A 26,534-nucleotide genomic window follows, 5' to 3' on the forward strand; every position below is an offset into this window, starting at 1 on the left:
TGCCAGTTGTCGCTGGTGAGCCGTGGCGGTCGCCCTCCCGGGCGGCCGAGGATCGCAACACGCGCTCCAGCAGCGCGAAGTACGACGGCAGCAGGTGGCGGTCGCCCTCCCGGGCGGCCGAGGATCGCAACGACGACACCGTGCGCCACATCGACGGTGCGGTGATCGTGGCGGTCGCCCTCCCGGCCGAGGATCGCAACAGGTAGTCGATCGCCCCTTCGGGGTCCGTACGTGGTGGCGGTCGCCCTCCCGGGCGGCCGAGGATCGCAACCATGTCGCTCGACAACGCGACCACGATCATCCCCGGCGTGCCGATCGCCCTCCCGGGCGGCCGAGGAACGCAACAACCTCCCGGACGGGGTGCTCGGCGAGGGCTTCGGTGGTGGCGGTCGCCTTCGCGGGCGCCGAGGGTCGCGACGCCGAACGGGTGCGCAGCATGGTGGTTGCCCTCCTGGGCGGCTGGCTATCGCGACATCGCGATCCTCGGTGGCGGCTGCTCCCCGGTCAGGCCCGGGACCGGATTCGTGTTCTGCCATGGCCGTGGGGGGATTTCTTCCATGAAGCTGCAGAGATCAGCTGCAGACCTGGGCTGATCATCTTGAGTGGTGAATTGATCAAGGCTGGTCGATTCCTTGCTTCATGGCGAAGCTGTCAACGTCGCGCGCGATGCTCTTGCTGACTGTCGATCACGCTTGCTCAACTTCGGTCACCGAGGCCGATGCCGGTAGGCGGCGCGGTGCCTTCGATTGTCAGTGGTGCGGCCTATGGTCGCGATCGATGATCGTGCATGACGGTGCGTCATGTCTGGTGCCTGAAGGGATGGCGGGGATGGCTGGAAGAGGGGCCATGGAGCAGGAGGGGCTCAGTCTTGCGCGGCGTCGCGGGAACGGGGGCTGGGTGTTTCCGGATCTGGTGATGGAGGTGTGGGGGCCGCTCGCGTGTTTCACCAGGCCGGAGTTGAAGTCGGAGCGTGTCAGTTACCCGGTGATGACGCCTTCGGCCGCGGCGGGTGTCCTGGAGGCGATCTACTGGAAGCCCGAGTTCCGCTATGTGGTCCGGGCGATCGAGGTGTTGAAGCCGATCAGGTGGCTGCAGGTACGACGCAACGAGGTGAAGTCGGTCGTCACAGCGAAGAAGGTTCAGGAGCTCCAAACAGTTCCGGGCGCGCGCTACGACGTCGAGGAGGACCGGGACCAGCGGAACACGATGGCTCTGACGGATGTGGCGTACCGGATCCGCGCGCAGATCGTGGTTGCCGGGCATGCGGGTGCGCCGGAGCAGAAGTTCCGGGAGCAGTTGCGGCGCAGGGTGGACCGCGGTGCTTGTTTCTCGCAGCCGTTCCTGGGGTGCCGGGAGTTCAGCGCGTCTTTCGGACCGGCGACGCAGGCGCCGGTGCTGGCCGAGCGGAGCGAGGAACTGGGGGTGATGCTGCACTCGATCGCCTACACGCCGAACGGCGAGCGCTACCGGTGGTTCAGGGCGAGGTTGGAGCAGGGGGTGATGGAGGTGCCGGCCACGCCGCTGTCCGCAGGTGCGGTTGCGATGCCGTCGGCGCCCTGGCGCGTCGAGGGTGAGGAGTGATCCGGTGCTGCTGCAGAGGCTGACCGAACAGGCCGAGCGGATGGCGGACCTGCCGCCCGAGTTCTACCGGCGCCGGCAGATCGACTGGGCACTGGTGATCACCTCGGACGGTGCTGCCCCGTCCTTGTCCGATCGGCGGCCCCCGGCCAAGTCGCGCGGCCAGGCGGTCGTCGAGCCGGTGCCCTACGTGCAGCGCTCCGGCACGAGGGTTCCGCCGTTCCTGTTGGTGGACACCGCCGAGTTCGTCCTCGCCCGGCCACGCGTCGCCGCCGAGGCGGACGGCCCAAGCGAGAAGGACCTGTCGGAGGCCTGCCGCCGCCACGAGGAGTACCTGGGCCTGCTGCGCCGCTGGGCCGACGAGGTGCCCGAAGATCCCGCAGTCCGAAGACTGCTGGACGTCCTCACCCTCGGGATCGGCAGGATCGATGTCCCGCAGGAGTTGGAAGCCCGGCACACGGTCGGCGTCCTCATGGACGGCCAGTGGCTGCACACGAGGGCCTCCGCACGCCGGCTGTGGGCACGCATCGTGCGTGAACGCAAGGGCTCCGGCCGCGCCGAGCCGGACCTGTGCCTGGTCTGCGGTCAGCCCGGAGACCTGCTGTCGACGATCCCCGAGCCGGTGAAGAAGGGCGCGGTCCCCACGACCGGCGGCAGCAACGAGTCCCAGCTCGTCAGCATCAACTCGCCGGCCCAGGGCCGCGGTGGCGCCATCAGACTCGTCAACACCCCCGTGTGTGACCGCTGCGGAAGTCGTGCCATGGCCACCCTCAACCGTCTGCTGGCCGCCGACAGCCACCGCCGCTTGCTGCCCGACTCGGTCCTGCTGTGGTGGACGCGCGAGCCCCTGGAACAGCCGCTCATCGAGCTCATCGACGACGCCCACCCCGACCCGGCCGCCGTCGCCCACCTCATCGACGCCCTCCACCACCACCCCGACCCGGCCGAAGCCACCCGTATCGACGCCAACGACTTCTACGCTCTCACCCTGGGGCTGAACAACGCCCGCACGGTCGTCCGGGAATGGCTAGACGTCCCCCTGGACGCCGTCAAGGCCAACCTCGGAGCCTGGTTCGAAGACCACGGCGTCTTCGACGGATGGCGCGGTACCACCCGCTACCTGCCCCTGTGGCACCTCGCACTCGCCGCGGGCCGCCACAACGGCACCCAGTACGTCAAAGGCACCGCACCCCACGGCATCGAACGCGAACTCCTCCACGCCGCCCTGCGCCGCACCCCACCCCCCGCACGTCTCCTCCCGCACCTCCTTCAGCGCATCCGCGCCGACCACCACCTCGACGCCCCGCGCACCGCCCTGCTGCGCCTGGCCCTTGCCCGCTCCCACGACCGAACGGACCGCCCGATGCCGCAACTCGACCCCGCCAGCACCGACCCCGCCTACCTGTGCGGGCGAGCATTCGCCGTCCTCGAAGCCATCCAAATGGCAGCCCTGCCCGACGTGAAGGCCACGATCGGCGACAAGTACTTCGGCACCGCGATGACGGCCCCTGCCGCCGTCCTGGCGAACCTACGCCGCGGAGCCAACGCTCACCTCAAGCGCCTGCGCCGCGACAAGAAGGCAGCCCACATCGCCCTGGACGCACGGCTGTCGCAGGTCTTCGCCGCCTTCACCGACGACCTGCCCACCCACCTGACGCCACGCGAGCAGGCCCGCTTCGTCATCGGCTACGAGCAGCAGCGGGCCGCCGACAACCAGGCCCGCGCCGCGGCCAAGGCAGCGAAGGCCACCCAGAACAGCGAAAAGATCCTCACCCTCACACCCTGACGATCCATTCGAACCCCACAGATCGACCGACGCCACCAGGAGAGACCCCGATGACGGACGACCACCTTGACCCCGACCGCAAGCACGACTTCGTGTTCCTGATCGAGGCCACCGACAGCAACCCGAACGGCGACCCCGACGCCGGAGGAAGCCCCCGCACCGACCCCGTCTCCGGCCAGGGCCTCATCACCGACGTCGCCATCAAACGCAAGATCCGCAACACCGTCGCCATGCTCAACCAGCACGACCCCAAACCCGGATACGACATCTACGTCGAAGCCGGCGTCGCCCTCAACAGCCAACACGAACGCGCCTACACCGCCCTCGGCGCCAAAACCCAGCAAGCCGACGCCCGCACCTGGATGTGCCAGACCTTCTACGACGTCCGCATGTTCGGCGCCGTCATGAGTACCGGCAAGAAGCCCGCCGGCCGCGTCCAAGGGCCCCTGCAGCTCACCTTCTCCCGCTCCATCGACCCGATCACCCCCCTGGAGATCGGCATCACCCGCGTCACCCCCACCAAACAGGAAGACATCGACGCCTTCAACAACCCCACCGACGACAAGAAGGGCAAGGAGACCGAGATGGGCACCAAGCACATCGTCCCCTACGCCCTCTACCGCGGAAACGGCCACTTCAGCGCCCCGCTCGCCGCCCGCACCGGCGTCACCAGCAACGACCTCGACATGTTCTGGCGCGCCTTCCAGATCATGTTCGAACACGACCGCGCGGCGGCCCGCGGCAGCCTCGCCCTGCGCGGCCTCTACGTCTTCACCCACAGCGACGCCTTCGGCCGCCTGCCGTCCCACACCCTCTTCGACCGCATCCGCATCAAGCAGCTCCACGACGCCACCGCCCGCAACATCACCGACTACGGTCCCATCGATATCGACGACACCGGCCTCACAGACGCCGGCGTCACCCTCACCCGCCTCATCGGATGAACCACCCCCAACCGCAGTCAGGAGACGGCGACCAACCCCAAGTCGCCCTCTCCTGGCTCGAGCACTACACCTACTGTCCCCGCCAATGCGCACTCATCGTCCTCGAAGACGCCTTCACCGACGACGCCGCCACCACCCGCGGAACCCTCCTCCACCAACGCGTCGACACCCCGGGCAACCGAGGCCGCGCCACAACCCGCACCCTCCACGCCCTACCCGTGTGGCACGACGGCTACGGCCTCACCGGAACCTGCGACACCGTCGAACTCCACGACAACGGCACCATCCTGCCCATCGAACACAAATCAGGCCGCTACCACCCAGACGGCCCCGCCGACATCCAAGCAGCAGCCCAAGCCATCTGCCTCCAGCAGATGTTCCAACAACCCGTACCCCACGCCGCCATCTACTCCGCCACCGACCGCCGACGCCACACCATCACCATCACCCCCGAACTCCACCAACGCGTCATCACCACCACCCACGCCATCCGTACCCTGCTCACCACCGGCCAACTACCGCCACCCGCAACCGACAACCGCTGCCGACGCTGCTCCATGGCCACCAACTGCATCCCCACCATCCTTACCAACACCCGCCGCTACCAGCAGGCCCTCACCACCCTCTACACCACCCCCGACGAAGAACCCACACACCCATGACCACCGAACTCCTCAACACCCTCTACGTCCAAACCCAAGGCACCGACCTACGCCTCGACCAGGACTCCCTACGCATCCACCTCCCCGACACACCAGGGCGTGGCACCGAGTACCCCGGGGTACTCGGGGCCGAAAGACCCTCCCCCTCCGCCGTCTCGACGCCATCGTCGTCTACGGCCACATCAACCTCTCCACCAAACTCCTCACCCGCTGCGCACAGGACGGACGGCCGGTCACCTGGATGACCCGAGGCGGTCGGTTCCAAGCGCGCCTCGAAGGACCGGTTCGAGGCAACGTCCTCCTGCGCCATCAACAGCACTGCACCCACGCAGATCCGCAGCGACGGCTCGAGATCGCGCGTAACACCGTTGCGGGAAAGATCCGCAACAGCCGCTGGATCCTTCTCCGCGCCGCACGCGACGCCCAGCCGGCCGCACAGGCCCGAATCCGTGAAGCGGGCGCCAGACTCGCCGAGGGACTGGCCGAAACCAAGAACGCCAGCTCGCTGGACACCCTGATGGGCATCGAAGGCAACGCCGCCCGGACCTACTTCGGCGCACTCCACGACATGCATCGTCCCGCGGACGGCATCCCCGAGTTCACACACCGCAGCCGGCGCCCTCCCACCGACCCGGTCAACGCCCTCCTGTCCTTCACCTACGGACTGCTGCGCAACCTCGTCCACGGCGCGATCGAGCAGATCGGACTCGACCCCTACATCGGCTTCCTTCACGGCCTGCGGCCCGCGAAACCGGCCTTGGCGCTCGATCTGATGGAGGAGTTCCGGCCCGTCCTGGCAGACCGCTTCGCGCTAACCCTTCTCAACCGCCGAGAGCTCAGGGCCCACCACTTCGAAAGCCTCGCTGGCGGAGCCGTCAACCTCACCGAGGACGGGCGCAAAGCCGTGCTCTCCGCCTGGCAAGACTGGAAGACCCAGACCTGGGAACACCCGATCGCAGGACGAGCGGTCCCCACGGCGCTCCTTCCCGTTGTCCAGTGCCGCATCCTCGCCCGCCATATCCGCGGCGACCTTCCCGGATACCTGCCCTGGACAGCTGCCTGATGGACCTCCTGCTCACCTACGACGTGGACACGACCACACCAGAAGGCCGTCGCCGACTTCGGAAGGTCGCCAAACTCTGCGAAGGACACGGCCTACGAGTCCAGAAATCGGTCTTCGAGATCGTCGCCACCGATGTCGATCTCCTGCACCTCGTGAACGACATCTGCAAGACCATCGACCCGGACACCGACAGCATCAGGATCTACCGGCTCCCGCACAACGGCTTCAACGACGTTCAGACGCTGGGGGTAGCCCAGGTGCAGCCACACCGCGAAGACCTGGTCCTGTGACAACTCCCTACTTCGGAACTCGAAGTACACACACGCCACGCGGATCGCACCGAAGCACGATGCCCGAATTGCGCTGGTCTGTCGGCGGAAGGCAGTCGAACACTTGGTGCGCGACCCGGGACCGGACCTGGTCAGGTGCCGTGGCGGTCGCCCTTCGGGGCGGCCGAGGATCGCAACCGCCTCAGCGAGGCCAAGCCCTCGACCCGCACCGGTGGCGGTCGCCCTTCGGGGCGGCCGAGGATCGCAACCCGTCGGGACCGCTCGCCTCAACGTGTTTCCCGCGGTGGCGGTCGCCCTTCGGGGCGGCCGAGGATCGCAACAGTGTCTGAACAGCGCTGCCGTTCAGTGTCTGAAGTGGCGGTCGCCCTTCGGGGCGGCCGAGGATCGCAACGCCCAGGCCGTCCCGGCACAGCGCACCGAGCCGGCGGTGGCGGTCGCCCTTCGGGGCGGCCGAGGATCGCAACGCCCAGGCCGTCTCGGCACAGCGCACCGAGCCGGCGGTGGCGGTCGCCCTTCGGGGCGGCCGAGGATCGCAACCGTTGCACCCGCACCGAGGAGCACGAGCGCCTCGTGTGGCGGTCGCCCTTCGGGGCGGCCGAGGATCGCAACTCCGGCATCCCGGCCACCTGGAGCTCGCGGATCACCAGTGGCGGTCGCCCTTCGGGGCGGCCGAGGATCGCAACTGCCAGGCCCAGCCGAAGAGTGCCCAGTGCGAACCGGTGGCGGTCGCCCTTCGGGGCGGCCGAGGATCGCAACAGCGCCAACCAGACCACCGAGGAGATCGGGCAGGTGGCGGTCGCCCTTCGGGGCGGCAGAGGATCGCAACGACGATGAGCCAGGCCACCGCGCTGGTGTCGGTGCCGGTGGCGGTCGCCCTTCGGGGCGGCCGAGGATCGCAACCCTTCCGGTCGGCGGCGTCGCGGCCGGCCTCCCAGGTGGCGGTCGCCCTTCGGGGCGGTCGAGGATCGCAACGTCGTCCCGCCGCCACGGTGTGCCGGAGGCGGCCTCGTGGCGGTCGCCCTTCGGGGCGGCCGAGGATCGCAACGCCGACGACATGGACGACGCGACCGCCGACGTGGTCGTGGCGGTCGCCCTTCGGGGCGGCCGAGGATCGCAACTGGTACATCGAGCACTGCCCGGACACGAAGACCTTGGTGGCGGTCGCCCTTCGGGGCGGCCGAGGATCGCAACTCGGCCTCCGCGGCGAGGAGCGGCGCCGCCTCCTCGGGTGGCGGTCGCCCTTGGGGCGGCCGAGGATCGCAACCTCGGCGCCGTCGCCGAGGCGGCGGGCAGGCACCGGTGGCGGTCGCCCTTCGGGGCGTCCGAGGGATCGCAACGGCAACGGGCTGCGCTGGCCGGGGGACAGGCGCGGGGTGGCGGTCGCCCTTCGGGGCGGCCGAGGATCGCAACCTGGCCTCGCGGGCGCAGGACGCGCAGGAGTGGCAGGTGGCGGTGGCCCTTCGGGGCGTCCGAGGATCGCAACGTCGTTGCCGGCCTGCCGGGCCGGGGTGTGGTCGGGTAAGGAGCGTCACCTACCCGGCGGGCGCCGAGCGGCGCGGCGCCGCGCCGGCGCGGGAGGTGGCGCGGGAGGTGGCGCGAAGGGCAGCCGCTTTGGCCGGGGTGCCGGTCACCGCCCGGCCCGCCGCCGCTGCCTCCGTGGCCACGGCGACCCGGCACGCCGACGCCAGCCCGTGGAGGGCCGGAGCCGAACTCACCACTCCGGACAACGGTTGGTGCACCTCCGGTTTCGGTGCCTGGCGGGGAAAGGTGCCGGTGCTGCTGACGGACTCGCACTGCGGCACCTCCGACACCTACAGGACCGGCGCGGGCGCGGTGGTCGGAGATGCCACCGACGCCGACACCGCCCTGGATGCCACCGTCATCACCGTCACCGGCGTCTCCGGAAGGTTCTACGACGGGGCGTGGAGCAACACGGCCGGCTACGCGAAGCGGGTCGTCGGCGCCGGCCGCAACCACGTCGGCGATCTCGTCTGCACGAGCGGCAGCATGTCCGGCGTGCACTGCAGCCTCAGGATCACCGCCACCGACGTCTCCGCCGACGGTATGACAGGGGTCGTTCACGACGCGCTCATCGGAACGGAGCCACTGTCCGGGCCGCTGGCCTCCGCGGACCCGAAGAACCGACAGAACTGGTTTTCCGAGCACCCACGCTCGCCTCACGGCGAGTAGTGGTCCGCCAGGCCGCTACGGTGTCGGCATGAGTCAGGGCATAGTGTGCACGGACGACGGTTGGCGAGTGCCCGCGTTCCGCGGGCTGGGTGTTGGCGAACTCGTCATCGACGACCGGCTGCGGTTTCGCATCGGGTCGCACGAGATCGTGCTGTGCTCATGGGCAGAGCTCGTGGCCGACGAGCGCGCATACGGGCTCGCAGCGTGGCGCGGTCGAGCGGGTGCCGTGGACGTGGGTCGAGGCGACCGCGCCGGGCGGGCGGATCGTCTGCCCGTGGGGCCGGCTCGTGCACCTCGCCCTGACCGTCGCCGCCGACGGGCTTTCGGCGTCCGGCTGGGTGCAGGGGATGGCCCAGTTCATGGCGGACCGCACCGCACCTGCGCCGCCGACGGCCGGACGGGCCGGGTACAACGCGGTACGCGGTGACGGTCCGGCCGCCAGCGAGCACAGGATCGACCGCGACCTCGCACCGATCGAAGGCGACTGGAACCTGCGCTTCGCCCTGCGGGTCGCGGTACCGGACGCGATGATCACCACCGGCCGCGACGAGGAGGGCATCAACGCCCGGATCCACGACGGCCGCTCCTCGTGGGCATCGTTCTCCGCGGTCGGGGACGGGACGACCGTGCTCCATCAGGGCGGCGGGCGCCGGATCGGCGACGAGCTGATGACCGCCTGGACCGCGTGGGAGGACCTCGACCGGCCCGAACCCTGGGACTTCGGCGTCACGGTCACCCCCGAACGCCAGTGGGCGTGGCTGCACACCCCGGACAGTGAACTGCGGTGGCCGATCTACGAGGCGGCGGCTGCGGCCTCGCGCTGAAGCCGGCGGGCCGCCGCGCGGTCAGGCCGGGCGCGCCACCACCCGCCGATACGGCGGTGCAACTGCCACCAGCGAACGGCGTAGCCGACTTCGGTCCGGCAGCGGGCGAGGTAGGGCGTCCATCGCGGCCCTGGTGGTTGCCGCCGCCCGGTACCGGACGGTCGAACACGGTGAGGAGGACGTCCTGCGCGCTGCCCGGGGGCTGCCGCTTCGCCGCCGCCTCACCTCGCCCTGGAAGATCGGCGCGTTCGGGACCATGGTCACCCTCGTGCTGGTGCTCACCGTCGTCGTGGGCCCCGCGCTCGCCGTCCCGCCCGGCCAAGTCGTCCAGCGCATCACCCGTCTTCTCGGGCTGGTCATGCTCCCCGTTCTCCTCGGTGCGGCCCGCACGACTTCGCAGTTCGTCCGACGCGAGCACGAAGTCGCCCGTGCCCTTCACACCGACCGCCTTGCCGCTGGCCTGACGGCGACGCACTGCGGCCGCTGAGCGGATCGGCCCGGTTCCCGCCCGGCTGCCCCTAGACTTTTGGACCATGACGACCGAGCCCCGGGCCCGCAGCATCTGCCCCACCGTCGATGATGCCTGGCGCCTCGTCGGGCACTACCTGCACAAGCTCTCCCACGACGAACCGCGGCACTGGCAGCAGGTGGACGCCGAGGCCGCACAGTGCCGGCAGAAGCTGTTGACGCTGCTGGTCGAGCAGGGCCAGGACGTCAGGGTGGCATTGTGGCTGCACCTGTCCGACACCGAGGTCGAGTGCTCCGACCCAGGATGCGCCGCGCGCGAGAAGTACCTGACCAGCGACGGTTCCGGACGCCTTCCGGCCTCCGGCCCTCTTCCCGACCTCGCCCGCGGGGGTTGCGGGCCCGCCTACTTCGAGTACACGGTGCACCCCCACGGCGATCAGGGGTGGGCGGCCTCGGTCGACCCGCGGAGCGTGGAGTGGATGACCACCGCGCTCGCCTTGTACGGCGGCGTTCTGCGGGTCGACTGGATGTGGTTCCGCACCGAGGGCGACGCCGTGGGAGCCGGGCACACCATTTGGGAGATCCACGATCATGAGGTGACCGAAGTGCAGCGGCTGTCCACGGTCAGTACGGAGGACGACGGGCCCAAGACCGCGAAGTCCGGTGACCCTGCCTACCGGACGCCTCCCCTTCCCCCGGAGGTACAGGCCCGGCTCGACAACGCCGTCTACAACATCGGGGGCTGAGCAGCGGTTCTGGCCCACGCGGTCCAAAGGGGCGGGCACGGGGTCTGGGAAGCAGGGCGTCGGGCGTTCAGTCGGGCGCGGTGTCGGGTGTGACGGGGGCGGAGAACGGCCGGCCGCCGGGGCCCAGGGGGCGACGGGTTCCGGCACCGGGGCGGGAGGCGGAAGGTGGGGCGCTGCCTCCTGGAACGGGGAGCGATCCACCGGGGTGAGGCGATGGTCCCGACCTTCGTCCGCCGCTGGGACACCTGCGGATTCGGAGAAGACATCTCAGGAAGCCAGGGGGCAAGCGGTACGCCGTGTTGGCCGTGCGGTGTGCCGATTCTAGGCCGCTCGTCGGTGGTGGGGTCTAGGGTGCGGTGCCGTGGACGCTGCTGATCTTGATCGTCAGGCCAGGACTCTGTCCGGCTGTATCCCGCCCGAGTTCGTCATGCAGATCCTGGAACGAGGCCACGAACACGAGGTGGCGTTGCAAGCCGGTCAGGGTGAGTGGTTCTGCGCGCGGGCGTGGGCCCGGGTTCTTGGCGAGCGTGGCCAGCGGGACGAGGCGCTGGCGGTGTTGGCTCCGTACGTCGCCACCGGTTGGTGGCCGGCCACTCGGGTCCAGGCGGAGCTGTTCGAGAGCTGGGGCCGGGCGTCGGAGGCGATCGCGCTGGCTCGCCCGTACGCGGCGGCCGGGGGACAGGCGCTGGAGTTCTTCGCACGCCTGCTGGCCCGGCACGGGGGTGCCGCGGAGGCGTATCAGCTGTTGCGACCCGGGGTCGAGGACTGGGTCCTTGCCACCGCCCTGGTCGACGTCGCCGAGCTCGCCGGCCTGGACGAAGAAGCCGCCCGCCTGCTGTTCGGGCACATTCCGGCCGACCACCGCTGCGATTCCCCGTGGTGTTGCCGCGGCGTCCTGGACGCCGATGCCGCACTCGGTCTGCTTGCCCGGATCCGGGAGCGCCAAGGCCGCACCGATGAAGCGATCGCCGTGCTGCACACGCGGCACATCACCTCCGTCAACGGCCGTGACCAGCTCGCCGACCTGCTGGCCCGGCACGGCCGGCTCGACGAACTGCGCGAGTACGCGGCCACCGACGTCCACGGGCACGCCACTCAGCGCCTGGCCGAGGTGCTGGAGGAACGCGGTGACGTCGAAGGCGCGGTCGCGCTCTACCGGCGGGCGGACGGGGCCGTGGCGGGCGGCCCGAACGCGGCGTACGACCTCGCGCAGCTCCTGGCCCGGCACGGACGTGGCGGCGAGGCGGTCGCCGTGATGCGTGCCCAGGCCGATGTCCGCCCCGGCGACGACTGGATCCTCCACACACTGGCCGGTCTCTGCCTCGATCAGGGCAGGCCGCAGGACGGCCTGGCGCACCTCGATGCTCTCAAGGCCGCCCGGGGCGGTGAGGAAGAGTGGGACCTGTTCTGGATCCGCCTGCCGCTGATCGCCGCCAGCTCCGGGCCCGACGCGGCGCTCCAGCAGGCATCGGCCCACCCCGAAGGCGACAGCGCGTACGCCGCCGAGCACATCGCCCGGGTGCTGCACGACGCAGGCCGCACCGAAGAGGCCATCGGTCTCCTTGACCGGCACCTCCCGGCCAACCGCAGTGACATGGCTGGCTACTTCATCAGCCTCTACATGACCGACCACGCCGTGGAACTTCTCCAGCAGCACGACCCTCGTCCGACCGGTCAATGGAGTGGTACCTGGTCCAGCGAACCTCCGTTCTGACGGAGCTCCGCATCTCCAGCCGATGGTTATGCCGCCGCTGCGACAGTCTGCCGTGGGACGGCGAAGGCGAGCAGCTGTTCGTCGAAAGCACGGCGGTGAGTTCGTCCTCGGCGACCCCGCCACCTGGGGCGAGGAGTAGGCGGTGACCGTCACCGGCGCCTGCCTCTACAGCACGGCCATCGTCCGGGCCTGGGATCGGCTCCACCCGCGGCTCACTCGGCGCGGGGCCTGGCTGGAGCACGCTGACGAGCTGCCGGTCATCGAGGGCACCGTCATCCGCCTGGCGGTTGAGAAGCTGCCCAGCGGTGGGGTGAACACGCCGGTCTGGCTGGTCTGGGACAACGCCCGCATCCACCTCGTGCCGCCGCTGAAGGCGTTCTTCGAGGCCAACGCGCACTGGCCCACCGTCTTCCAGCTGCCCACCTATCGAAGGACGACGACAGTCCTCGGCCCGGAGAACGGAGGACCGTGGCGTGGCGGCGAATGGCCGCCCAGCGCGAGGTCTGGACTGGGACCGAGGTACGGCGGCTGCTGGCCGGGCAAAGCCGGTCTGGAGACGGTCTCGTGGCAGCTCGCCCTTCGGACCCCGTGGAACCAGCGTTGTGAGGGACCACGTCCAGCCGACTGATCGGCTGCGGGTCTACGTCCGGTCGGCGCCTGGGCGTGTGGCGTGGACGATCTGGCGTGCGGTGCGGAACATCTCAGCGCCGTAAGCGTCCTTGGGGAAGCGTTCGACGATGCGGTGGTGCACGTGCTGCCGGTAGGCGAGTGTGTTCAGGCCGGTGAAGACGGGCATGTCGAGTTGCTGTTGGGAGGCGAAGCACGTCAGAGCCTTCTGCTTCGCGGCCAGGAGCTCTGGTGTGCCGACGAAGATCAGGTTGGGCTCGAAGTTCCGGCTGTAGGGGGAGCGGAAGTGGACCACGTCGGCGGCCTCGCGCATCGCGACGGCGGTGGCCTCCTCGCCGGTGACGGCGTGGTCGAGGTGTTGGTCGTCGGGGAAGTGGGTGTAGACGGTGTCGGGGCGTCCGAGGGCGAAGGTGTCGAAGAGGGCGGCGTTGATGGCGCCGCGGTGGTCGGTGAAGCGGGTGTCGGGGATCCGGCTGAACGTGTACCGGCCGATGCCGAGGATCTTCGCGGCGGCCAGGCACTCGGCGCGGCGCACCTCGCTGTCGTCCTTGCCCGGGCGACCTGTGCTCAGGCAGTGGACGCGGACGCGGTCGCCGGCCCGGGCGTGGTCGAGCAGTCGCATGCCCATGGCGAGTTCGGCGTCGTCGGGGTGGGCGACGACGGCGAGGACGGACCGGCCGCGGCCAGGCTGGGGCTGGGTCAAGGGGACTCCTTCAGGGTGGTGATCTGCAGGGCGCTGTGCAGGGGGCGGCCGTCGAGGCCCTGCCAGCGGAAGGGTTCGTGCTCGGTTTGGGGCCAGCGCAGGTAGTGGAGGCTGCCGACCGCGTCGACCTGGCCGTTGTGCCGGTAGGCGATTTTGGAGGTCTGGCCGCCGTCGAGGTGGAACACCGCCGCCGGGTCGTGGCCGGCCCGCTCGACCAGCTGCGCGGTCTCCTGGACGGTGGCGCCCTGGAAGCCCGGGGCGAGGGGCGCTCCGTCGAGGATGGTCAGGGTCAGGTGCCGGCCATTCAGGGCGAGCAGGGTGCGGGCGTAGCGGGCTCCGGGCCGGAACGGGTTGGTGCCCAGGCTCTGGTCCCAGGCGGCGGTGCGTTGGGCGGCGGCGTCGGCGGCGGACGGGCCCAGTGACAGGGCGCTGTCGATGTCGGCGGTGGGGAGGGTGTCGAGGGTGGTGACGTGGACGGGCGCACCGAGGGTGAGGTGGGCGGGCCGGGGCCGGTGGGTGCGCAGGATGTAGGCGCCGGTGAACAGGTCGGCGCCGCCGCCGGGGTGCAGGGCGGTGATCCGCGTCCCGGTGGGGGTGGGGGTGACGGTGCAGTCGAGGACGGCAGGGTTGCGGGGGGTGGTGTTGGCGGCCGGGTCGACGTCGCGTCGGAATCCGGTGCGGGGGTGGTCGGTGTAGCGGATGCGGCAGTTGGCCGCGCCGAAGACGGTGAGGTGGCCGGGCGGCGGTGCCGGGTCGGGGCGGGGGCCCTTGGAGCCGCTCCAGGTGTGGTGGTGGCCGGCGACGGTGAGGGTGCCGGCGGTGGCCAGGGTGCGCACCGACAGGCGGTCGCGGTGCAGGAGGAGCGCGGGCTTGGTGGCGGTGGGCAGGCTGGCTGTGTGGTGGTCGCGGACGGCGAGGTCGAGGCGGGGCTCGGCGGGCTGGTAGCTGTGGTCGTCGGAGATGTAGGCGAAGGCGCCGGAGACTGCGGCGGCGGTGGGGCCGGTGACGAGGCGGCGCAGGTGGAAGCCGGCCGGGGCGGAGACGGGCCGGCAGTGGGCGCGGTCGAGGTCGACGCTCAGGGTGTAGGCGTTGGTGAAGCAGCCGTCGCCGAGGTCGACGGGGCGGGCGGTGAGGACCACGCCCGGGGCGACGGTGCGGGTCCAGGCGGGGGTGGGGCGGGCGAACGGGCTCTGGTCGCGGGCCAGCGACGGGACGGCGGGGACGTGGATGCCGCGGGCGCTCAGTTTGGCGAGCGCGGCCAGGTCCGTCCGGTCACCGGCCGTGGCGAGGGGGAGGTTCACGCTGTCACCTGCCGTGCGGTCTCCAGCAGGTCGGGGACGGTGAACGGTCCGGTGTCCAGCAGCAGGCGCAACCGGTGGCGCATCCGGCCGGTCGTGGCGGGCGGGGCGGCGGACGGGTAGGGGACGGTGCGGGCCTCCAGCCGGTACAACAGCACCCCGGCCGCCACGGCCGCGAGGAGGTCGTCGCCGCACCACGGCCTGACCGGCACCGGGGCGTACGCGTCGAGGAACGCGGCGGCGAGCCGCAGCAGGCGGTCGGGCCGGACGAGGTGGTGCAGGACCAGGTGCGCGAGGAGGTAGCCGACGTCGAACAGCGGAGCACCGCGGTGCACGTTGTCGAGGTCGACGAACGCGGTGCGCCCCATGGCGAGGCTGATGTTCTTCGGACTGGCGTCGCCGAGGACGAGCTGGTGGCCGGGCAGGGCGTCCAGGCGACGGCACGTCTCGTCGAGGGCCCGGTGTCGGCCGGCGCGCAGGCAGTAGCCGTAGGCGTGCTCGGTACGGAAGAGGTCGTCCCCGTCGCCGTCGCGCAGCGGCGGAAGGTGGGCGGTCGCGCGGTGGACGCGGGCCAGGGCCGTGCCCAGGCGGGTGCACTCCTCGGCGGTGGCGCAGCGTTCGTCCAGGTGCTCGCGCCAGGTGCGCCGGTCGGGGAAGACGTCGCTCAGCACCATGGCGTGCGCCTCGGGCAGGAACGCGATGACCTGCGGGAACAGGTCGGGCAGCAGGCCGTGATGGAGCGTCAGGGCGCGGTGTTCGACGGCGATCAGCGCCGGGTCGGTGGGGATCGCGATCCGGGCGAAGCGGCGGCCTCGGACCTTGACGACGACGCTGCCCGCCTCACCAAAGACCCGGTGGACGTGGCTGACGTTCCCACCGACACAGGCTTCGACGCGGGTGAGGCGGCCGGTGTGCGGGCGGCACGCCTCAAGGACGGGGAACAGGTGCGGGCCCAGCACGTGGGCCAGGTTTGGCGTGCCGCGGTCGGCGGCGGTCGGGGCGCTCATCGCTCGGCCCCCGAGGCGGCGAGCTCCCGGCCGCCCCGCCCGGTGGGGGCGAGAACCGCGGCAGGGACGGGGCCGGGAACGGTGCTGGGGTGGAAGTCGAGCACCGCCGGGGCGGTGGGCCGGTCGCCGGCGGCCCAGCGGCGGGCCATCGACAGGTAGGCGGCGGCCATCAGGCGGGCCGGGCGCCGATGGTCGGCCAGGTCGGAGGCCAGCTCGGCGCGCGGGGTGCGGCCGGCGAGGCAGGAGAGGAACTCGGTGACGGCGCAGGTGCGGGCCGAGCGCTGCGTGGGCAGCACCGCGCCCGGCCCGGTGCCCCGGGTGAGGTCGTCGAAGCCGAGCCTGCGGTGCCGCTCCCAGCCCAGGTTCAGCCGGTCGTTGCGGAAGACGTGGAGCTCGATGTGGTCGGCGCCGCCCGCCGCCCGCGGGTCGACGCCCTCCCCGTCACCGTGCAGGGTCTGCAGGACGTGCAGGTGCAGTGCCTGGAACGGGCCCTGCTGGACGATGTGGCTCTCCTGCCCGATCCTGCCGTTGCCCTTGTACAGGCTGCCCGGAACCGGGTCGAGGACAGCGCGCTGGGAGAAGGTGGTGTGGGCGAGGCTGTGGCTGCCCAGCGCCAGTACCCGGCCATGGCCGCGGTAGGCGACGTTCAGGTGCACGTCGACCTCGCCGAAGTTGGCGGTGAGCCGGTGCAGGTCCTGTTCGCTGTACGGGTTGCGGTCGGCGAAGCCGGGCAGCACCCGCGCGTGGTCGGCGACGGTGAGCTGGGTGAGGAAGTCGGCGGGACGGGTGCACACCGCGTGGACCTCGATCTCGTCGAGCTCCTTACCCGGGCGCTCGCTGGCAGCCAGCCACCACGGCACGATGTCGAAGTGGTGATAGCCGGAGTGCGCGGCCTTGCCGTAGCCGTCCCGGAAGCCGTGGTAGCCCAGGTCGACGAGTTCGTCGGGCAGCCGCCACTGGCCGTCGCCGTGGCTGGACTGGATCGAGGTGACCGGGCAGTTCGTGGCCTCGGCGACCTCGGCGATCAGCTCCCGCGCCTGGCGGAAGGCGGGGTGCCAGCGGCGCTGGGCCAGCACGCTGACCACCATCCGCGGATCGCGCTGCTGGGCCGTGCGGTAGGCGTCCAGCAGGGTGTCGAAGTCGTCGGCGATTGCCTGTGCCGCAGCCGGGTCGGTGGACGCGCCCGGGTGCACCGTCAGGGGCTTGTCGAGCAACAACGGCAGGCCCCGTTCGATCGCCCACAGCGCGTAGGGCAGGTGCACGGACGGCTCACTCGCCACGACGATCGCGCCGACGCGCTCCCGCTCCACCGCCTCCTCCAGCACGCGCAGCACCGGGCCGGGCAGCGTGCGGCACCGGGCGGGGAGCGGCTGGACGGCGACGATGGGCATCCGACGCGGCTGGCCGGGCGTGCCGTAGTCGACCGGTGCGGCGGCGTGCGGCAGGTTGACGCCGGTCACCGTCCCGGCCAGGCCCGCGTCCTGCGCGGCGGCGAGCGCGGGCAGGTGGTTGAGGCGGGTGTGCGGACCGACGCCGACCACCAGGACATTCACCGGGGTGCTCACCGACCCACCGCCGCACGGACGGTGCCGGCGCCGAGCAGGGGAAGTACGCCCTCGCCGACCTCGTACGCCTCCTCCAGGTGCGGGAACCCGGACAGGATGAACTCCTCGATCCCGAGTGCCGCGTACTCGGCGATCCGGTCGGCGACCTCGCGGTGGGAGCCGACCAGCGCGGTGCCCGCGCCGCCGCGCAGCAGCCCCACCCCGGCCCACACGTTCGGGTACACCTCCAGGTCGGCAGTGCGGCCGCCGTGGCGGTAGGCGGTGCTCAGCGGGCTCTGGCGGGCCTGACCGGTGGACTGGCTGCCGGCGAGCGTCGACTGCACCCGGGCCACGTGCGCCGGGTCGATCCCGACCAGCAGACGCTCGGCGGCGGCCCACGCCTGCTCGCTCGTGTCGCGGGTGACGACGTGGAAACGGATGCCGAACCGCACGGTGCGCCCGGCGCCGGCGGCCAGCGCGCGGACGCGCTCCAGCTTGGCGGCCACGTCGACGGGCGGCTCGCCCCAGGTCAGGTAGACGTCGGCGTGGCGGGCCGCGACCGGCAGTGCCTCGTCGGACGAGCCGCCGAAGTACACGCCCGGCAGCGGGTCGGGCGGGGAGAAGACGGCCGCGCCGCGCACGTCGTAGTGCGACCCGGAGCAGGTGAACGGCTCAGGGCTCCAGGCCCCGCGCAGCACGGCCAGCCACTCGTCGGTCCGCGCGTACCGGGCGGCTTTGCCGAGGTGGTCGCCGTAGCGGGCCTGCTCGGCCGGGTCGCCGCCGGTGACGACGTTCAGCATCAGCCGGCCCCCGCTGTGGCGCTGGAAGGTCGCGGCCATCTGCGCGGCGAGCGTCGGGGATATGGAGTCCGGGCGCAGCGCGACGAGGAACTTCAGGCGCTCGGTGTGCTGGCTGAGGGCGGCGCAGGTGATCCACGCCTCCTCGTTGAACGTTCCAGCGGGGGTGAGGATCGCGTCGAAGCCCATGTGCTCGGCGGCCTGGGCGATCTGGGCGAGGTAGCGCAGGTCGGGGGCGCGGTGCCGGTCGGGTGCGGTGGCGGTGTCGTGGCCGGGGCCGTGGACCCCGCGCACGCCGGCGGTCAGGGTGGTGCCGTCGCTGCCGGTGGGCAGGAACCAGTGGAACGTCAAGGGGCGCACGGTGGGACTCCTGGTGGTCAGTCGGAGGTGAAGTCGCCGGCGGCGCGGGCGGCCAGGCGGCGGTGCACGGCGGCCGGCAGGTCGAGGGCGTCCTCGCGCAGCGCGTTGTGCCGGCGCTGGTGGCTGTGTTGGCCGGGCAGGCGCAGGGGCAGGTCGTCGCGGGTTCGGCCGCGGGTGATCTCGTCCAGCAGGCGGGTGTTCGCGGTCGCGGCGTCGTCGCTGTGCCCTCCGACGGGGTCGAGGGCGATGACCGTGTAGCCGGTGCTCCAGGTGGAGTCGACGCCGCTGCCCATGGGAAAGCCGAACAGGCTGCCGGTGAGGGCCTGGAGCAGTAGGGAGAGTACGAAGCCGCGGTGCTCGCCGAAGATCACGGCCGTCTCGGCCCGGTCGGGGTCGGTGGTCGGGGTGCCGTCCGCGTCGACGAAGCAGCCGTCGGGCAGGTCGGCGCCTGCGCGGCGGGCCTCCCACAGCACGCCCATCGGCGCCAGCGTGGTCGACATGTCCGCGGACGCCGGGCCGTGGAGGGTGGGGAGTGCGTAGGCGAGCGGGTTCACCCCGAGGACGGGTGTGCGGCCGCCGCCGGGGGTTGCCTCGGGCCGGGAGGTGTTGGTGACGACGGCGAGCATGCCGGCGGCGGCGATGTGCTCGGCGGTGTCGGCAAGGATCCCGTAGCGCTGGGCGTTGAGCGTGCCCACGATCCCGGCGCCGAACGTGCGGGCGCGGGTGAGGGCGAGGTCGGCGGCGAACCGGGCGGCCAGCGGCCCGATCTCGCGGCGGGCATCGACGACGGCCAGCGCGCCGTGCTCGCGCACGACCCGGGGAACGCCTTGGCGTTCGGAGAACAGGGTCGACTCGAAGCAGAACTTCGCGATGCCGTGGGAGGACTTGCCCCGCAGTTCCCCGGCCAGGTAGTGCTCGACGACCGTGGCGATGCTGTCCCGGGGTACGCGGGCGGCCCGGCAGGCGGCAACCATCAGCGCCCGGACGTCGTCGAGCGCGACGCGGACGCTGCCGGGACGGGCACCGGTCGGGGGCGGGCCGGGATGGTGCGAGGTCATGGCCGCTCCTTGGTCGTGAGGTCGAGGGGTGCCGGGGCCTGGCCGACACCGGGCCGGGCCCCGGTGCGGGTCAGCTGCCGCCGGCGAGGTGGTCCAGGGCGGTGCGGCCCCGATCGACGAGCATCTGGTTGCCTTCGGTGACGCCGGTGGTCAGGTAGGACACGGCGAGGCGGGCGGTCAGCAGCGGCAGCAGCTGCCGCTCGGGCTCGGACAGGGGGCGGCCGTAGCCGGCCAGGAAGGCGTCCTTGAGGTCCGGGCGGGTGGGCCACTGGGCGCCGAACAGCCACACCAGGTCGGCGACCGCCAGGCCGTGGCTGGCCACCTGGAAGTCGATCAGGCCGACGCTCTCCCGCTCGGCGTCCCAGAGCCAGTTCCGGGGCGAGAAGTCGCCGTGCAGGAAGACGACCGGCACCTGGGCCGCCAGCACCGGCAGGTCGGTGGAGACCTTGCGCACCAGCTCCCGCTGCGCCTGGCTCAGGTGCTCGCCGGCCGTCTCCAGGCACCGGGCGGCCTCGTCGGCCTGGTCGGCGGCCTGCTGGAGGATGCGCTCGCGGGCCTGCGCGCCAGCCGGTTCGGGCCAGGCGTGCCACCGGCCCAGGACAGCGCCGGCCAGGCGGTGCACCCGCTGCTCGGTCTCCCGCTCCAGCGGCAGGTCGCGCACGACGGAGCCGGGCAGCGCGGTGGTGAGGACGGCGTGCAGGCCGGGGTCGGCCGCGATCAGGCGGGGTGCCTCGTGCTCGTCGAGGGCGGCGGCGACGTGCCGGTAGGCGTAGACCTCGCGGTCGTGGTCCTGGGTGGTCGGGCTGATCTTCACGAAGGCGGGGCCGCCCTCGGTGTCCAGCCGCCAGACCTTGGAGTTGTAGCGGTCCCAGGAGGTGTCGGTGCTCCCGGTCACCGCGGGGAGCCCGGTGCCGGCCAGCCAGCGCTGGAGGTCGTCGGGCAGGGCGTCGCGGGCGGGGCTCGTGGCGCGGGTGTCGATCATGAGGGGTGTTCTTCCGTTCGGTTCGCGGGCAGGGCTGTCGGGTCCGCCTCCCGGGGCGGGCCGCGGGCGGTGCGCGGCGTGGTGTCCGCCTCCCTTCGCGGTGGTCAACGCGCCCTGGCACGGTCGGGGCACGCGCCACCAAGGGAGGCGGACAGCGGGTCAGAAGTACTCGGGCAGAAAGGGCTGCCGGTCGCCGGTGGCGGCGACGAGGGCGCGCACGTCGCGGGGGTCGCCCTGGACGCCGTCGAGGTGCGCGGCCTCCGCGCAGCGGTAGCCACCCGCGTACCAGGTGGCGAACTGGGGCCGGGTCAGGGTCAGGCGGCGGGTGCGCGGGGCGTTGTCGCAGGTCAGGTCGGCCTTGCCATCGGTGATCTGCAGGGCGAGGTGCTCGACCTCCTCGCCGTCCTCGCTGAGCAGGTCGATAGGGAGGGCGAAGTCGAGGTCTTCGGGCCAGCCGCGCAGCCGGACCGCCTGTGCGGGGTCGAGGACGCGCAGCATCCACGGGTGCCAGTGGCGGGCGGTCGCGGCCCCGGCCCGGTGCAGACGGTGCTGGAGCAGCAGGGTGGGCGGCATGCCGGTGCGCTGGAAGCAGACGGTGGGGATGCGGGAGTTGTGCCGGGCGACGAAGGCGAGCATCGCGGCGGCGGCGCGGTGGTCGGCGGCCCAGAAGTCGCGCACGGCGATGCTGCGCCCGTCGGCGGGGTGCTCGTCGAGGGTGAGGCTGAGCTGCCCGGCCGGGGGGCGGCCGGGTTCGGCGAAGGTGTAGGTGGCGAGGCGGGGGTAGGTCTGCTGCTGCCAGGTGCTCCACCATGCGGGGCGCTGCCAGGGGCCGTTCCAGCGGGTGGCGAGCGTGCGCTGCAGGTCCCCGGCGGGGCGGTCGGGGTGGTGGGTGATGGCGAAGGCGGCGGCGTCGGGGTGGTCGAAGGCGCGCTTGAGGTCGTCGGTGGGCACGGTCCAGGAGAAGACGGGGGTGGGGGCGGCCCAGCCCAGGCGCCGGGCGTAGCCGGTGGAGGTGCTCCACACGGTGGCCAGGACGGCGCCCTGGTCCTGGAGGGGGCGCAGGCGTTCGGCGAGCATGCGCACGCTCAGGTGCGCGCCGCGCTCCTCCGGGGCGATGCTGCCGGCGGCCAGGCACGCGGCGGGGACGGGTAGGCCGCCGAAGTGCTGGGTGACGAGCAGGCCCAGTCCTCCGGCGACGATGCGGCCCGCGCGCAGGCCGACGCGGGCGTCCGCGTGCGGGCGCAGCAGGTCGAGGTCGGCGACGGGGTGGCCGTAGGCGCGGGTGGCGAGGGCGGTGTACTGGACCCACTGGGCGTCGTCGGGGGCGGTGACGGTCAGGTTCTCGGTCATCAGCGCTCTGCTCCTCAGTACCCGGTGGTGTCGCGGACAGTGTCGGCGTCGGCGGGGACGAGGAAGGTCCGGGTGAAGGTGATGACCTGTTCACCGTGCTGGTTGTAGCCGGTGGTGCGGCAGGTGATGACGCCGTTGTCCGGGTTGCTGGCGGAGCGGCGGGCGCTGAGGGTCTCGGTCTCGGCGTACAGGGTGTCGCCGACGTGGACGGGGTGGGTCAGGCGAAGGCCGTCCAGGCAGAGGCTGGCCGTGGTGAGACTGCTGGTGGAGCGGACGCTGGCACCGAGCACGATGCCGAGGGTGACCTGGCCGCACACCAGCGGCTCGGTGCGGCCGGTGGCCTCGCAGAACTGCTGGTCGGAGTGGACTGGGGCGACGTTGCCGGTGAGGGCGAGGGTGAGGGCGTGGTCCGTGGTGGTGACGGTGCGGCCGGGCCGGTGTTCGATGATCTCGCCGACGGTGAACTCTTCCAGGCCGCGGCCGACTGTCTCGCGTACCCGAACCGCGTCGATGCGGCGGTACCCGGCCGGAACGGGCGGGTGGACGGTCTCGGTCATTGAAGATCTCCATCGGCGGGGTGGGTGGCGCGGGCGAGGGTGGCGCGGGCGGCGGCCAGCAGGGGCGGGCCGGTCATGTGCCCGCCGGTGGCGGTGACGGCCGCGTCGGTGCGGGCGGCGGCCGCCAGCAGGGCGCGAGCGCGAGCGAGTTCGGCGTCGTCGGGGGCGAACGCCTCCCGGATCGGGGCGATCTGGCCGGGGTGGACGGCGCCCTTGCCACTGAAGCCGAGGTCGCGGGCCTCGCGGCTCTCGCGCCGCAGGCCGACGGTGTCGGCGAGATCGAAGTACGGGGAGTCGAGGGCGGGCACCCCGGCGGCGGCGCAGGCCGCGGCCACGGCGGTGCGCGGGTGGTGCAGGGCCCACGGGGTGCGGGCGCAGCCGGTCGCCGCAGCGTAGTCGGCGGCCCCGAACACGACGCCCGCCAGGATGCCGGGGGCGAGGATCTCGGGGAGCCGCTGGACAGCTCGGGGCGTTTCGATCAGTGCCCACACCCGCACGCCGGGCCGGAGGTGACGGGTGACGAGGTCGGTGTCGCGGGGGTCCTCGATCTTGGGGACGAGCAGCGCGTCGGGCAGGCGGGGGGCGTCCGCGAGGGCGAGCAGGTCCCGCAGCCCGTCGCGGGTGGTGATCGCGTTCATCCGAAGCCCCAGCGGGACGCCCGCGGAGGCCGTGGCGCTGTTGGCGAGGTGGTCGAGGACGGCGGCGCGGGCGGTGTCCTTGAGTTCCGCGGGGACGGAGTCCTCCAGGTCGAGGACGGCGATGTCCGCGCCGGCGGAGCGCACGGCGGCGAACCGTCCGGGCCGGCAGCCGGGGGTGATGAGCCAGACGGCGGCGTTCATGCCGCGGCCATGTCGAGGTGCGGGCCCACCAGGCGCTCCAGTTGCCCGATGGTGGTGGCGGCGGCCAGGGCGTCCTCGCCGATGTCGGCGCCGGTGCGCTCGCGCAGCACCAGGCTCAGCTCGGCGATGGTCAGCGAGTCGACGCCGATGGCCTCCAGGCGGTCCTCGGGGCGGGCGTGGGCGGTCTCGACGCCGAGTTCGCGCAGCAGGGCGGACAGGTTCTCCTTCATCGGGTCTTCTCCAGCGTCGGGTGGGCGGCGGGGCGGGCGGTGGCGGGCGGGGCGTGGTCGGGGCACAGCAGGGTGGCCGCTCCCCAGGTCAGTCCGGCTCCGGCGGCCGACAGCAGCAGGCGCTGGCCGGGGCGGACCCGGCCTTCGGCCAGCGCGGCGGATAGGGCGAGTGGGATCGAGGCGGCACTGGTGTTGCCCGTGTCGGCGATCAGGTCGAGGATCCGGTGCTCGTCCAGGCCCAGGCGGCGGGCCACGGCGTCGGTGATACGGGTGTTCGCCTGGTGCGGGACGAAGCGGTCGACGCCGGCGAGGCTCCATCCGGCCGCCGCGAGGGCCCGTTCGGCTCCCGCGGCGAGGTGGGTGACGGCGTGCTGGAACATCTGCGGCCCGTGCATGGCCATGAAGCCGCCGTGTTCGACGCTCACCGTGTCGGCGTGGCGGCCGTCGGCGCCGAGGACGACAGGGCCGAGGGCGCCGTGTTCGTGTGGCTGGCCTGCGCGCAGTAGCAGGGCGGCCGCGCCGTCGCCGAACAGTGGGGCGGTTGTCCGGTCGTCGGGGTCGACGAGGCTCGGGATACGGTCCGCCGCGATCACCAGCACGCCGCGGTGGGTGGCTGAGCGGATCAGCGCGGAGGCGATCTGCAGCGCGTACAGCAGGCCGGTGCACGCGGCGGCTATGTCGAAGGCGGGGATGCCCGCCAGTCCGAGGCGGGCGGCGACCTCGGGGGCAGTGGCCGGGCAGCGCCGGTCGGGCGTGATGGTCGCCACGATCAGCGCGTCCACCTCCATGTCCGGATCGGGCCGTTGGGCGAGGGCGAGTTCGGCGGCCTCGGTGGCGAGGTCGGCGGTGGAGGTGCCGGTTGCCGCGCGGGCGCGGCGGTGGATGCCGGTGCGCCGGGCGATCCAGTCCGGGGTGACGCCCAGGCGCGGGGCGATGTCCTCGTTGGCGACCATGTGTTCGGGCCGGGCGGTGCCCAACGCGCACACGACGGCCGCCACCTCGCTTGGAGGTTCGACGGGGGCCATCACGCGGCCTCCTTCGCCAGGTCGCGCACGACGGCGTCGATGAGGTCCTCCTGGCCGGCGACGGCGCCGCGGCGGCCGAGCTCGGCGAACACGTCCAGCGGGTCGACGCCCGATTCGGCGGCGGCGCGCAGCACCGGGAGCCGGAAGCCGGAGAACACCCCCGACAGGCCGGACACGATGCTGACGGAGTCCGTCGTGGGCGGGCCGCTCTCCAGGAGGCGGTCCTCGGCGGTGTCGGCGGCGCGCAGCATCGCGGGCAGGTCGACGCCGGTGGCATGGCCTTCGCGTTCCAGGACCGGGACGAGCGCTTCGAGCTGGGTGTTGCCCGCTCCGGCGCCGAACCCGCGGGCGCATGCGTCGATGACGCTCGCCCCGGCCCGGACAGCGGCCAGGGAGTTGGCCACCGCCAGGGAGAGGTTGTTGTGGCCGTGGAAGATCACCGGCACGTCGACCGCGTCGGCGATCCGCCCGATCCGCTCGGTGACGTCGCGCATCGTGTAGTGGCCGGCGGAGTCCATGATGCCGACGGCCTGCGCGCCGTAGGAGACCATGCGGGCGCACTCCTCGGCGAGGCGGCCGGGCTCCGCCATGTGGCTCATCAGCAGTACGGCCTGCGCCTGGGCACCCGCCTCGCGCACCAGTGCGAGGTGGCGCTCGGTCACGTCGCCCAGAGTGCAGTGCGCGGCAACGCGCACCACGTCCGCGCCAGCGGCGACGGCTTCCTTGATGTCGTGGCCGGTGCCCCAGCCGGGGGCGACGAACACGCCCAGGCGGCTGTGGGTGAGGACGCCGCGGACCGCTTCGATCATGGCGCGGTCCTCCAGCAGGGCCCGGCCGATCTGCAGGGACGAGCCGCCCAGGCCGTTGCCGTGGCCGACCTCGACCAGGGGGACGCGGGCCGCGTTCGCGGCTTCGGCGTAGGCGCGCAGTTGGGCGGCGTTCAGGCGGTGGCCGACGGAGTGCTGGCCGTCGCGCAGCGTCGCGTCGTGCAGGATCACGGGTGCGGGTTCGGTCATGGGGTGCCTCGCAGGATCCGGGCGGCGGCGTGGCGTTCGGCCAGCGCCACCGCGGCCGCGTTGATGATCTCGACGTTCCCGGCGTACCCGGGCAGGCCCTGGGCGGTGGCGGCGACGTCGACGGTGAGGGTGATCCGCTCGCCGGTGACCGTGCAGCCGGCCAGCCGGTAGCCGGGGGCGAAGGCGCCGCGCACGGCCGCGGCCGCCGCCTCGACGGCCTCGCGCACGGCCTGCCGGTCGGCGCCGTCGGCCAGGAGGGTGGCCTGGGCGCGGAAGACGGGGGCCGGCAGGGCGGGGCTCAGGCTGGTGAGGACCTTCACCCCGGGCACGCCGGTGAACCGGCGCACGGCCGCGCCGGTGGTGGCGATGTACTCGTCGAGGTTGCTCCGGCTGGCCGGGCCGACGCTCGCGGACGCGGCGGTGGTGACGATCTCCGCGTAGCGGGGCACGCAGTGCCGGGCCGCGGCCGCCAGGACCGGGGCCACAGTCTGGGCGCCGCAGCTGGCCAGGCTCAGATGGCGCCGGGTCTCGGCGGCGTCGCCGTTGACAGTGGGAGCAGTGATGGTGCCCTCCCCGGCCGGTGTCACGTCGACGAGCAGGACGCCGGCGGCGGCCAGCTCGGCACGGCGCCGCGGGTGCGCGGCGGCGCTGGAGGCGTCGAAGACGACGTCGACGCCGCTGCCCGCGACCGCGTCGATCCCGGCGGTGGAGACGGCGCAGCCAAGGCGCTCGGCGCGCCGCAGGCCGGCGCTGCTGTGGCGGCCCGCGACGAGCACGCAGCTCAGGGCGGACGAGCGGGTGAGCCGTTCGGCCAGGTCGAGGCCGAGCAGTCCGGGACCGATCACGGCCGCGCGAAGCGGGGCGGCGAGCACGGGG

25 protein-coding genes, 1 pseudogene and 1 CRISPR repeat array are annotated in these 26,534 nt (G+C 72.5%); of the genes and pseudogenes, 12 read left to right on the plus strand and 14 right to left on the minus strand.

Annotation, left to right across the window (positions count from 1 at the left end; all coding sequences use genetic code 11):
* Positions 1–777 precede the first annotated feature (777 nt).
* From cas5c to BLU95_RS45405, 12 genes and pseudogenes are all read left to right on the plus strand, one after another.
* On the plus strand, positions 778–1,581 hold the full coding sequence (cas5c, locus tag BLU95_RS40645) for a type I-C CRISPR-associated protein Cas5c (protein WP_231978144.1): 804 nt from the start codon (positions 778–780) through the stop codon (positions 1,579–1,581).
* Positions 1,582–1,585: 4 nt separating this feature from the next.
* Positions 1,586–3,364, plus strand: coding sequence for a type I-C CRISPR-associated protein Cas8c/Csd1 (cas8c, locus tag BLU95_RS40650; protein ID WP_093864463.1), 1,779 nt, complete (start codon positions 1,586–1,588; stop codon positions 3,362–3,364).
* Between the two features lie 50 nt (positions 3,365–3,414).
* Entirely contained in the window at positions 3,415–4,308 is an 894-nt protein-coding gene (gene cas7c / locus BLU95_RS40655) for a type I-C CRISPR-associated protein Cas7/Csd2 (RefSeq protein WP_093864464.1), read from the plus strand.
* Complete coding sequence (gene cas4 / locus BLU95_RS40660; protein ID WP_093864465.1) at positions 4,305–4,970, plus strand: CRISPR-associated protein Cas4; 666 nt, start codon at positions 4,305–4,307, stop codon at positions 4,968–4,970. The genes cas7c and cas4 overlap by 4 nt, the downstream gene beginning before the upstream one ends.
* A 181-nt stretch (positions 4,971–5,151) precedes the next feature.
* Complete coding sequence (gene cas1 / locus BLU95_RS40665; RefSeq protein WP_231978948.1) at positions 5,152–6,033, plus strand: CRISPR-associated endonuclease Cas1; 882 nt, start codon at positions 5,152–5,154, stop codon at positions 6,031–6,033.
* Complete coding sequence (gene cas2, locus BLU95_RS40670) at positions 6,033–6,323, plus strand: CRISPR-associated endonuclease Cas2 (RefSeq protein WP_173862211.1); 291 nt, start codon at positions 6,033–6,035, stop codon at positions 6,321–6,323. Before cas1 ends, cas2 begins: the two co-directional genes overlap by 1 nt.
* A 140-nt stretch (positions 6,324–6,463) precedes the next feature.
* A CRISPR array of direct repeats spans positions 6,464–7,515; the repeat unit is 37 nt; unit sequence GTGGCGGTCGCCCTTCGGGGCGGCCGAGGATCGCAAC.
* Positions 7,516–8,096: 581 nt separating this feature from the next.
* Positions 8,097–8,513: a chymotrypsin family serine protease gene (locus BLU95_RS40675; protein WP_159425269.1), complete on the plus strand. Its 417-nt coding sequence runs from the start codon at positions 8,097–8,099 to the stop codon at positions 8,511–8,513.
* A gap of 221 nt (positions 8,514–8,734) precedes the next feature.
* A complete protein-coding gene (locus BLU95_RS40680) occupies positions 8,735–9,337 on the plus strand; it encodes a methyltransferase domain-containing protein (protein ID WP_093864467.1) in 603 nt (200 codons plus the stop codon).
* 133 nt (positions 9,338–9,470) lie between these two features.
* Positions 9,471–9,824: a hypothetical protein gene (locus BLU95_RS40685; RefSeq protein ID WP_093864468.1), complete on the plus strand. Its 354-nt coding sequence runs from the start codon at positions 9,471–9,473 to the stop codon at positions 9,822–9,824.
* A 46-nt stretch (positions 9,825–9,870) separates the two neighbouring features.
* Positions 9,871–10,551 (plus strand): hypothetical protein, encoded by a 681-nt coding sequence (locus tag BLU95_RS40690; RefSeq protein WP_093864469.1) that lies wholly within the window; start codon positions 9,871–9,873, stop codon positions 10,549–10,551.
* Between the two features lie 361 nt (positions 10,552–10,912).
* Positions 10,913–12,265, plus strand: coding sequence for a tetratricopeptide repeat protein (locus BLU95_RS40695; protein ID WP_093864470.1), 1,353 nt, complete (start codon positions 10,913–10,915; stop codon positions 12,263–12,265).
* Positions 12,266–12,293: 28 nt separating this feature from the next.
* Positions 12,294–12,596: pseudogene (locus BLU95_RS45405) on the plus strand (NF041680 family putative transposase); the annotation flags it as partial.
* A gap of 309 nt (positions 12,597–12,905) precedes the next feature.
* On the opposite strand, the gene BLU95_RS40705 reads toward BLU95_RS45405, so the two are convergent.
* The 14 genes from BLU95_RS40705 to BLU95_RS40765 form a co-directional block, all read right to left on the minus strand.
* Complete coding sequence (locus tag BLU95_RS40705) at positions 12,906–13,595, minus strand: PIG-L deacetylase family protein (protein WP_231978146.1); 690 nt, start codon at positions 13,593–13,595, stop codon at positions 12,906–12,908.
* A complete protein-coding gene (locus BLU95_RS40710) occupies positions 13,592–14,896 on the minus strand; it encodes a phosphodiester glycosidase family protein (RefSeq protein WP_197698684.1) in 1,305 nt (434 codons plus the stop codon). The genes BLU95_RS40705 and BLU95_RS40710 overlap by 4 nt, the downstream gene beginning before the upstream one ends.
* Entirely contained in the window at positions 14,893–15,900 is a 1,008-nt protein-coding gene (locus BLU95_RS43530) for a phosphotransferase (protein ID WP_197698685.1), read from the minus strand. Before BLU95_RS43530 ends, BLU95_RS40710 begins: the two co-directional genes overlap by 4 nt.
* The gene (locus BLU95_RS40715; RefSeq protein ID WP_093864471.1) at positions 15,897–17,465 is read right to left on the minus strand and encodes a Gfo/Idh/MocA family oxidoreductase; all 1,569 of its coding nucleotides are present in this window, start codon (positions 17,463–17,465) and stop codon (positions 15,897–15,899) included. The genes BLU95_RS43530 and BLU95_RS40715 overlap by 4 nt, the downstream gene beginning before the upstream one ends.
* Positions 17,462–18,592 carry an LLM class flavin-dependent oxidoreductase gene (locus BLU95_RS40720; protein WP_093864472.1) on the minus strand — a complete coding sequence of 377 codons (1,131 nt, stop codon included), beginning with the start codon at positions 18,590–18,592 and terminating at the stop codon, positions 17,462–17,464. The genes BLU95_RS40715 and BLU95_RS40720 overlap by 4 nt, the downstream gene beginning before the upstream one ends.
* 26 nt (positions 18,593–18,618) lie before the next feature.
* The gene (locus tag BLU95_RS40725; RefSeq protein WP_093864473.1) at positions 18,619–19,659 is read right to left on the minus strand and encodes an Ldh family oxidoreductase; all 1,041 of its coding nucleotides are present in this window, start codon (positions 19,657–19,659) and stop codon (positions 18,619–18,621) included.
* 70 nt (positions 19,660–19,729) lie between these two features.
* A complete protein-coding gene (locus BLU95_RS40730; protein ID WP_093864474.1) occupies positions 19,730–20,641 on the minus strand; it encodes a phosphotransferase enzyme family protein in 912 nt (303 codons plus the stop codon).
* Between the two features lie 159 nt (positions 20,642–20,800).
* The gene (locus BLU95_RS40735) at positions 20,801–21,991 is read right to left on the minus strand and encodes a GNAT family N-acetyltransferase (RefSeq protein ID WP_093864475.1); all 1,191 of its coding nucleotides are present in this window, start codon (positions 21,989–21,991) and stop codon (positions 20,801–20,803) included.
* Between the two features lie 14 nt (positions 21,992–22,005).
* Positions 22,006–22,548: a MaoC family dehydratase gene (locus tag BLU95_RS40740; RefSeq protein ID WP_093864476.1), complete on the minus strand. Its 543-nt coding sequence runs from the start codon at positions 22,546–22,548 to the stop codon at positions 22,006–22,008.
* Positions 22,545–23,387 (minus strand): HpcH/HpaI aldolase/citrate lyase family protein, encoded by an 843-nt coding sequence (locus tag BLU95_RS40745; RefSeq protein WP_093864477.1) that lies wholly within the window; start codon positions 23,385–23,387, stop codon positions 22,545–22,547. Before BLU95_RS40745 ends, BLU95_RS40740 begins: the two co-directional genes overlap by 4 nt.
* The gene (locus BLU95_RS40750; protein WP_093864478.1) at positions 23,384–23,617 is read right to left on the minus strand and encodes an acyl carrier protein; all 234 of its coding nucleotides are present in this window, start codon (positions 23,615–23,617) and stop codon (positions 23,384–23,386) included. The genes BLU95_RS40745 and BLU95_RS40750 overlap by 4 nt, the downstream gene beginning before the upstream one ends.
* Positions 23,614–24,603, minus strand: coding sequence for a beta-ketoacyl-ACP synthase 3 (locus tag BLU95_RS40755; RefSeq protein ID WP_231978147.1), 990 nt, complete (start codon positions 24,601–24,603; stop codon positions 23,614–23,616). The genes BLU95_RS40750 and BLU95_RS40755 overlap by 4 nt, the downstream gene beginning before the upstream one ends.
* 38 nt (positions 24,604–24,641) lie before the next feature.
* Positions 24,642–25,658 carry a 4-hydroxy-2-oxovalerate aldolase gene (gene dmpG / locus BLU95_RS40760; RefSeq protein ID WP_093864480.1) on the minus strand — a complete coding sequence of 339 codons (1,017 nt, stop codon included), beginning with the start codon at positions 25,656–25,658 and terminating at the stop codon, positions 24,642–24,644.
* A complete protein-coding gene (locus BLU95_RS40765; protein ID WP_231978148.1) occupies positions 25,655–26,530 on the minus strand; it encodes an acetaldehyde dehydrogenase in 876 nt (291 codons plus the stop codon). The genes dmpG and BLU95_RS40765 overlap by 4 nt, the downstream gene beginning before the upstream one ends.
* Positions 26,531–26,534 lie beyond the last annotated feature (4 nt).

Origin of the sequence: Streptomyces sp. TLI_053, assembly GCF_900105395.1 — a bacterium.
Lineage (GTDB): Bacteria > Actinomycetota > Actinomycetes > Streptomycetales > Streptomycetaceae > Kitasatospora.

Bases quoted from the DNA above. Each gene is read 5' to 3' on its own strand.
- cas2 (WP_173862211.1), top strand. From the start codon at position 6,033: ATGGACCTCCTGCTCACCTACGACGTGGACACGACCACACCAGAAGGC.
- BLU95_RS40725 (WP_093864473.1), bottom strand. From the start codon at position 19,659: ATGACCTCGCACCATCCCGGCCCGCCCCCGACCGGTGCCCGTCCCGGC.
- dmpG (WP_093864480.1), bottom strand. From the start codon at position 25,658: ATGACCGAACCCGCACCCGTGATCCTGCACGACGCGACGCTGCGCGAC.
- cas4 (WP_093864465.1), top strand. From the start codon at position 4,305: ATGAACCACCCCCAACCGCAGTCAGGAGACGGCGACCAACCCCAAGTC.
- BLU95_RS40740 (WP_093864476.1), bottom strand. From the start codon at position 22,548: ATGACCGAGACCGTCCACCCGCCCGTTCCGGCCGGGTACCGCCGCATC.
- BLU95_RS40750 (WP_093864478.1), bottom strand. From the start codon at position 23,617: ATGAAGGAGAACCTGTCCGCCCTGCTGCGCGAACTCGGCGTCGAGACC.
- BLU95_RS40745 (WP_093864477.1), bottom strand. From the start codon at position 23,387: ATGAACGCCGCCGTCTGGCTCATCACCCCCGGCTGCCGGCCCGGACGG.
- BLU95_RS40730 (WP_093864474.1), bottom strand. From the start codon at position 20,641: ATGATCGACACCCGCGCCACGAGCCCCGCCCGCGACGCCCTGCCCGAC.
- BLU95_RS43530 (WP_197698685.1), bottom strand. From the start codon at position 15,900: ATGAGCGCCCCGACCGCCGCCGACCGCGGCACGCCAAACCTGGCCCAC.
- cas7c (WP_093864464.1), top strand. From the start codon at position 3,415: ATGACGGACGACCACCTTGACCCCGACCGCAAGCACGACTTCGTGTTC.
- BLU95_RS40735 (WP_093864475.1), bottom strand. From the start codon at position 21,991: ATGACCGAGAACCTGACCGTCACCGCCCCCGACGACGCCCAGTGGGTC.
- cas5c (WP_231978144.1), top strand. From the start codon at position 778: ATGATCGTGCATGACGGTGCGTCATGTCTGGTGCCTGAAGGGATGGCG.
- BLU95_RS40690 (WP_093864469.1), top strand. From the start codon at position 9,871: ATGACGACCGAGCCCCGGGCCCGCAGCATCTGCCCCACCGTCGATGAT.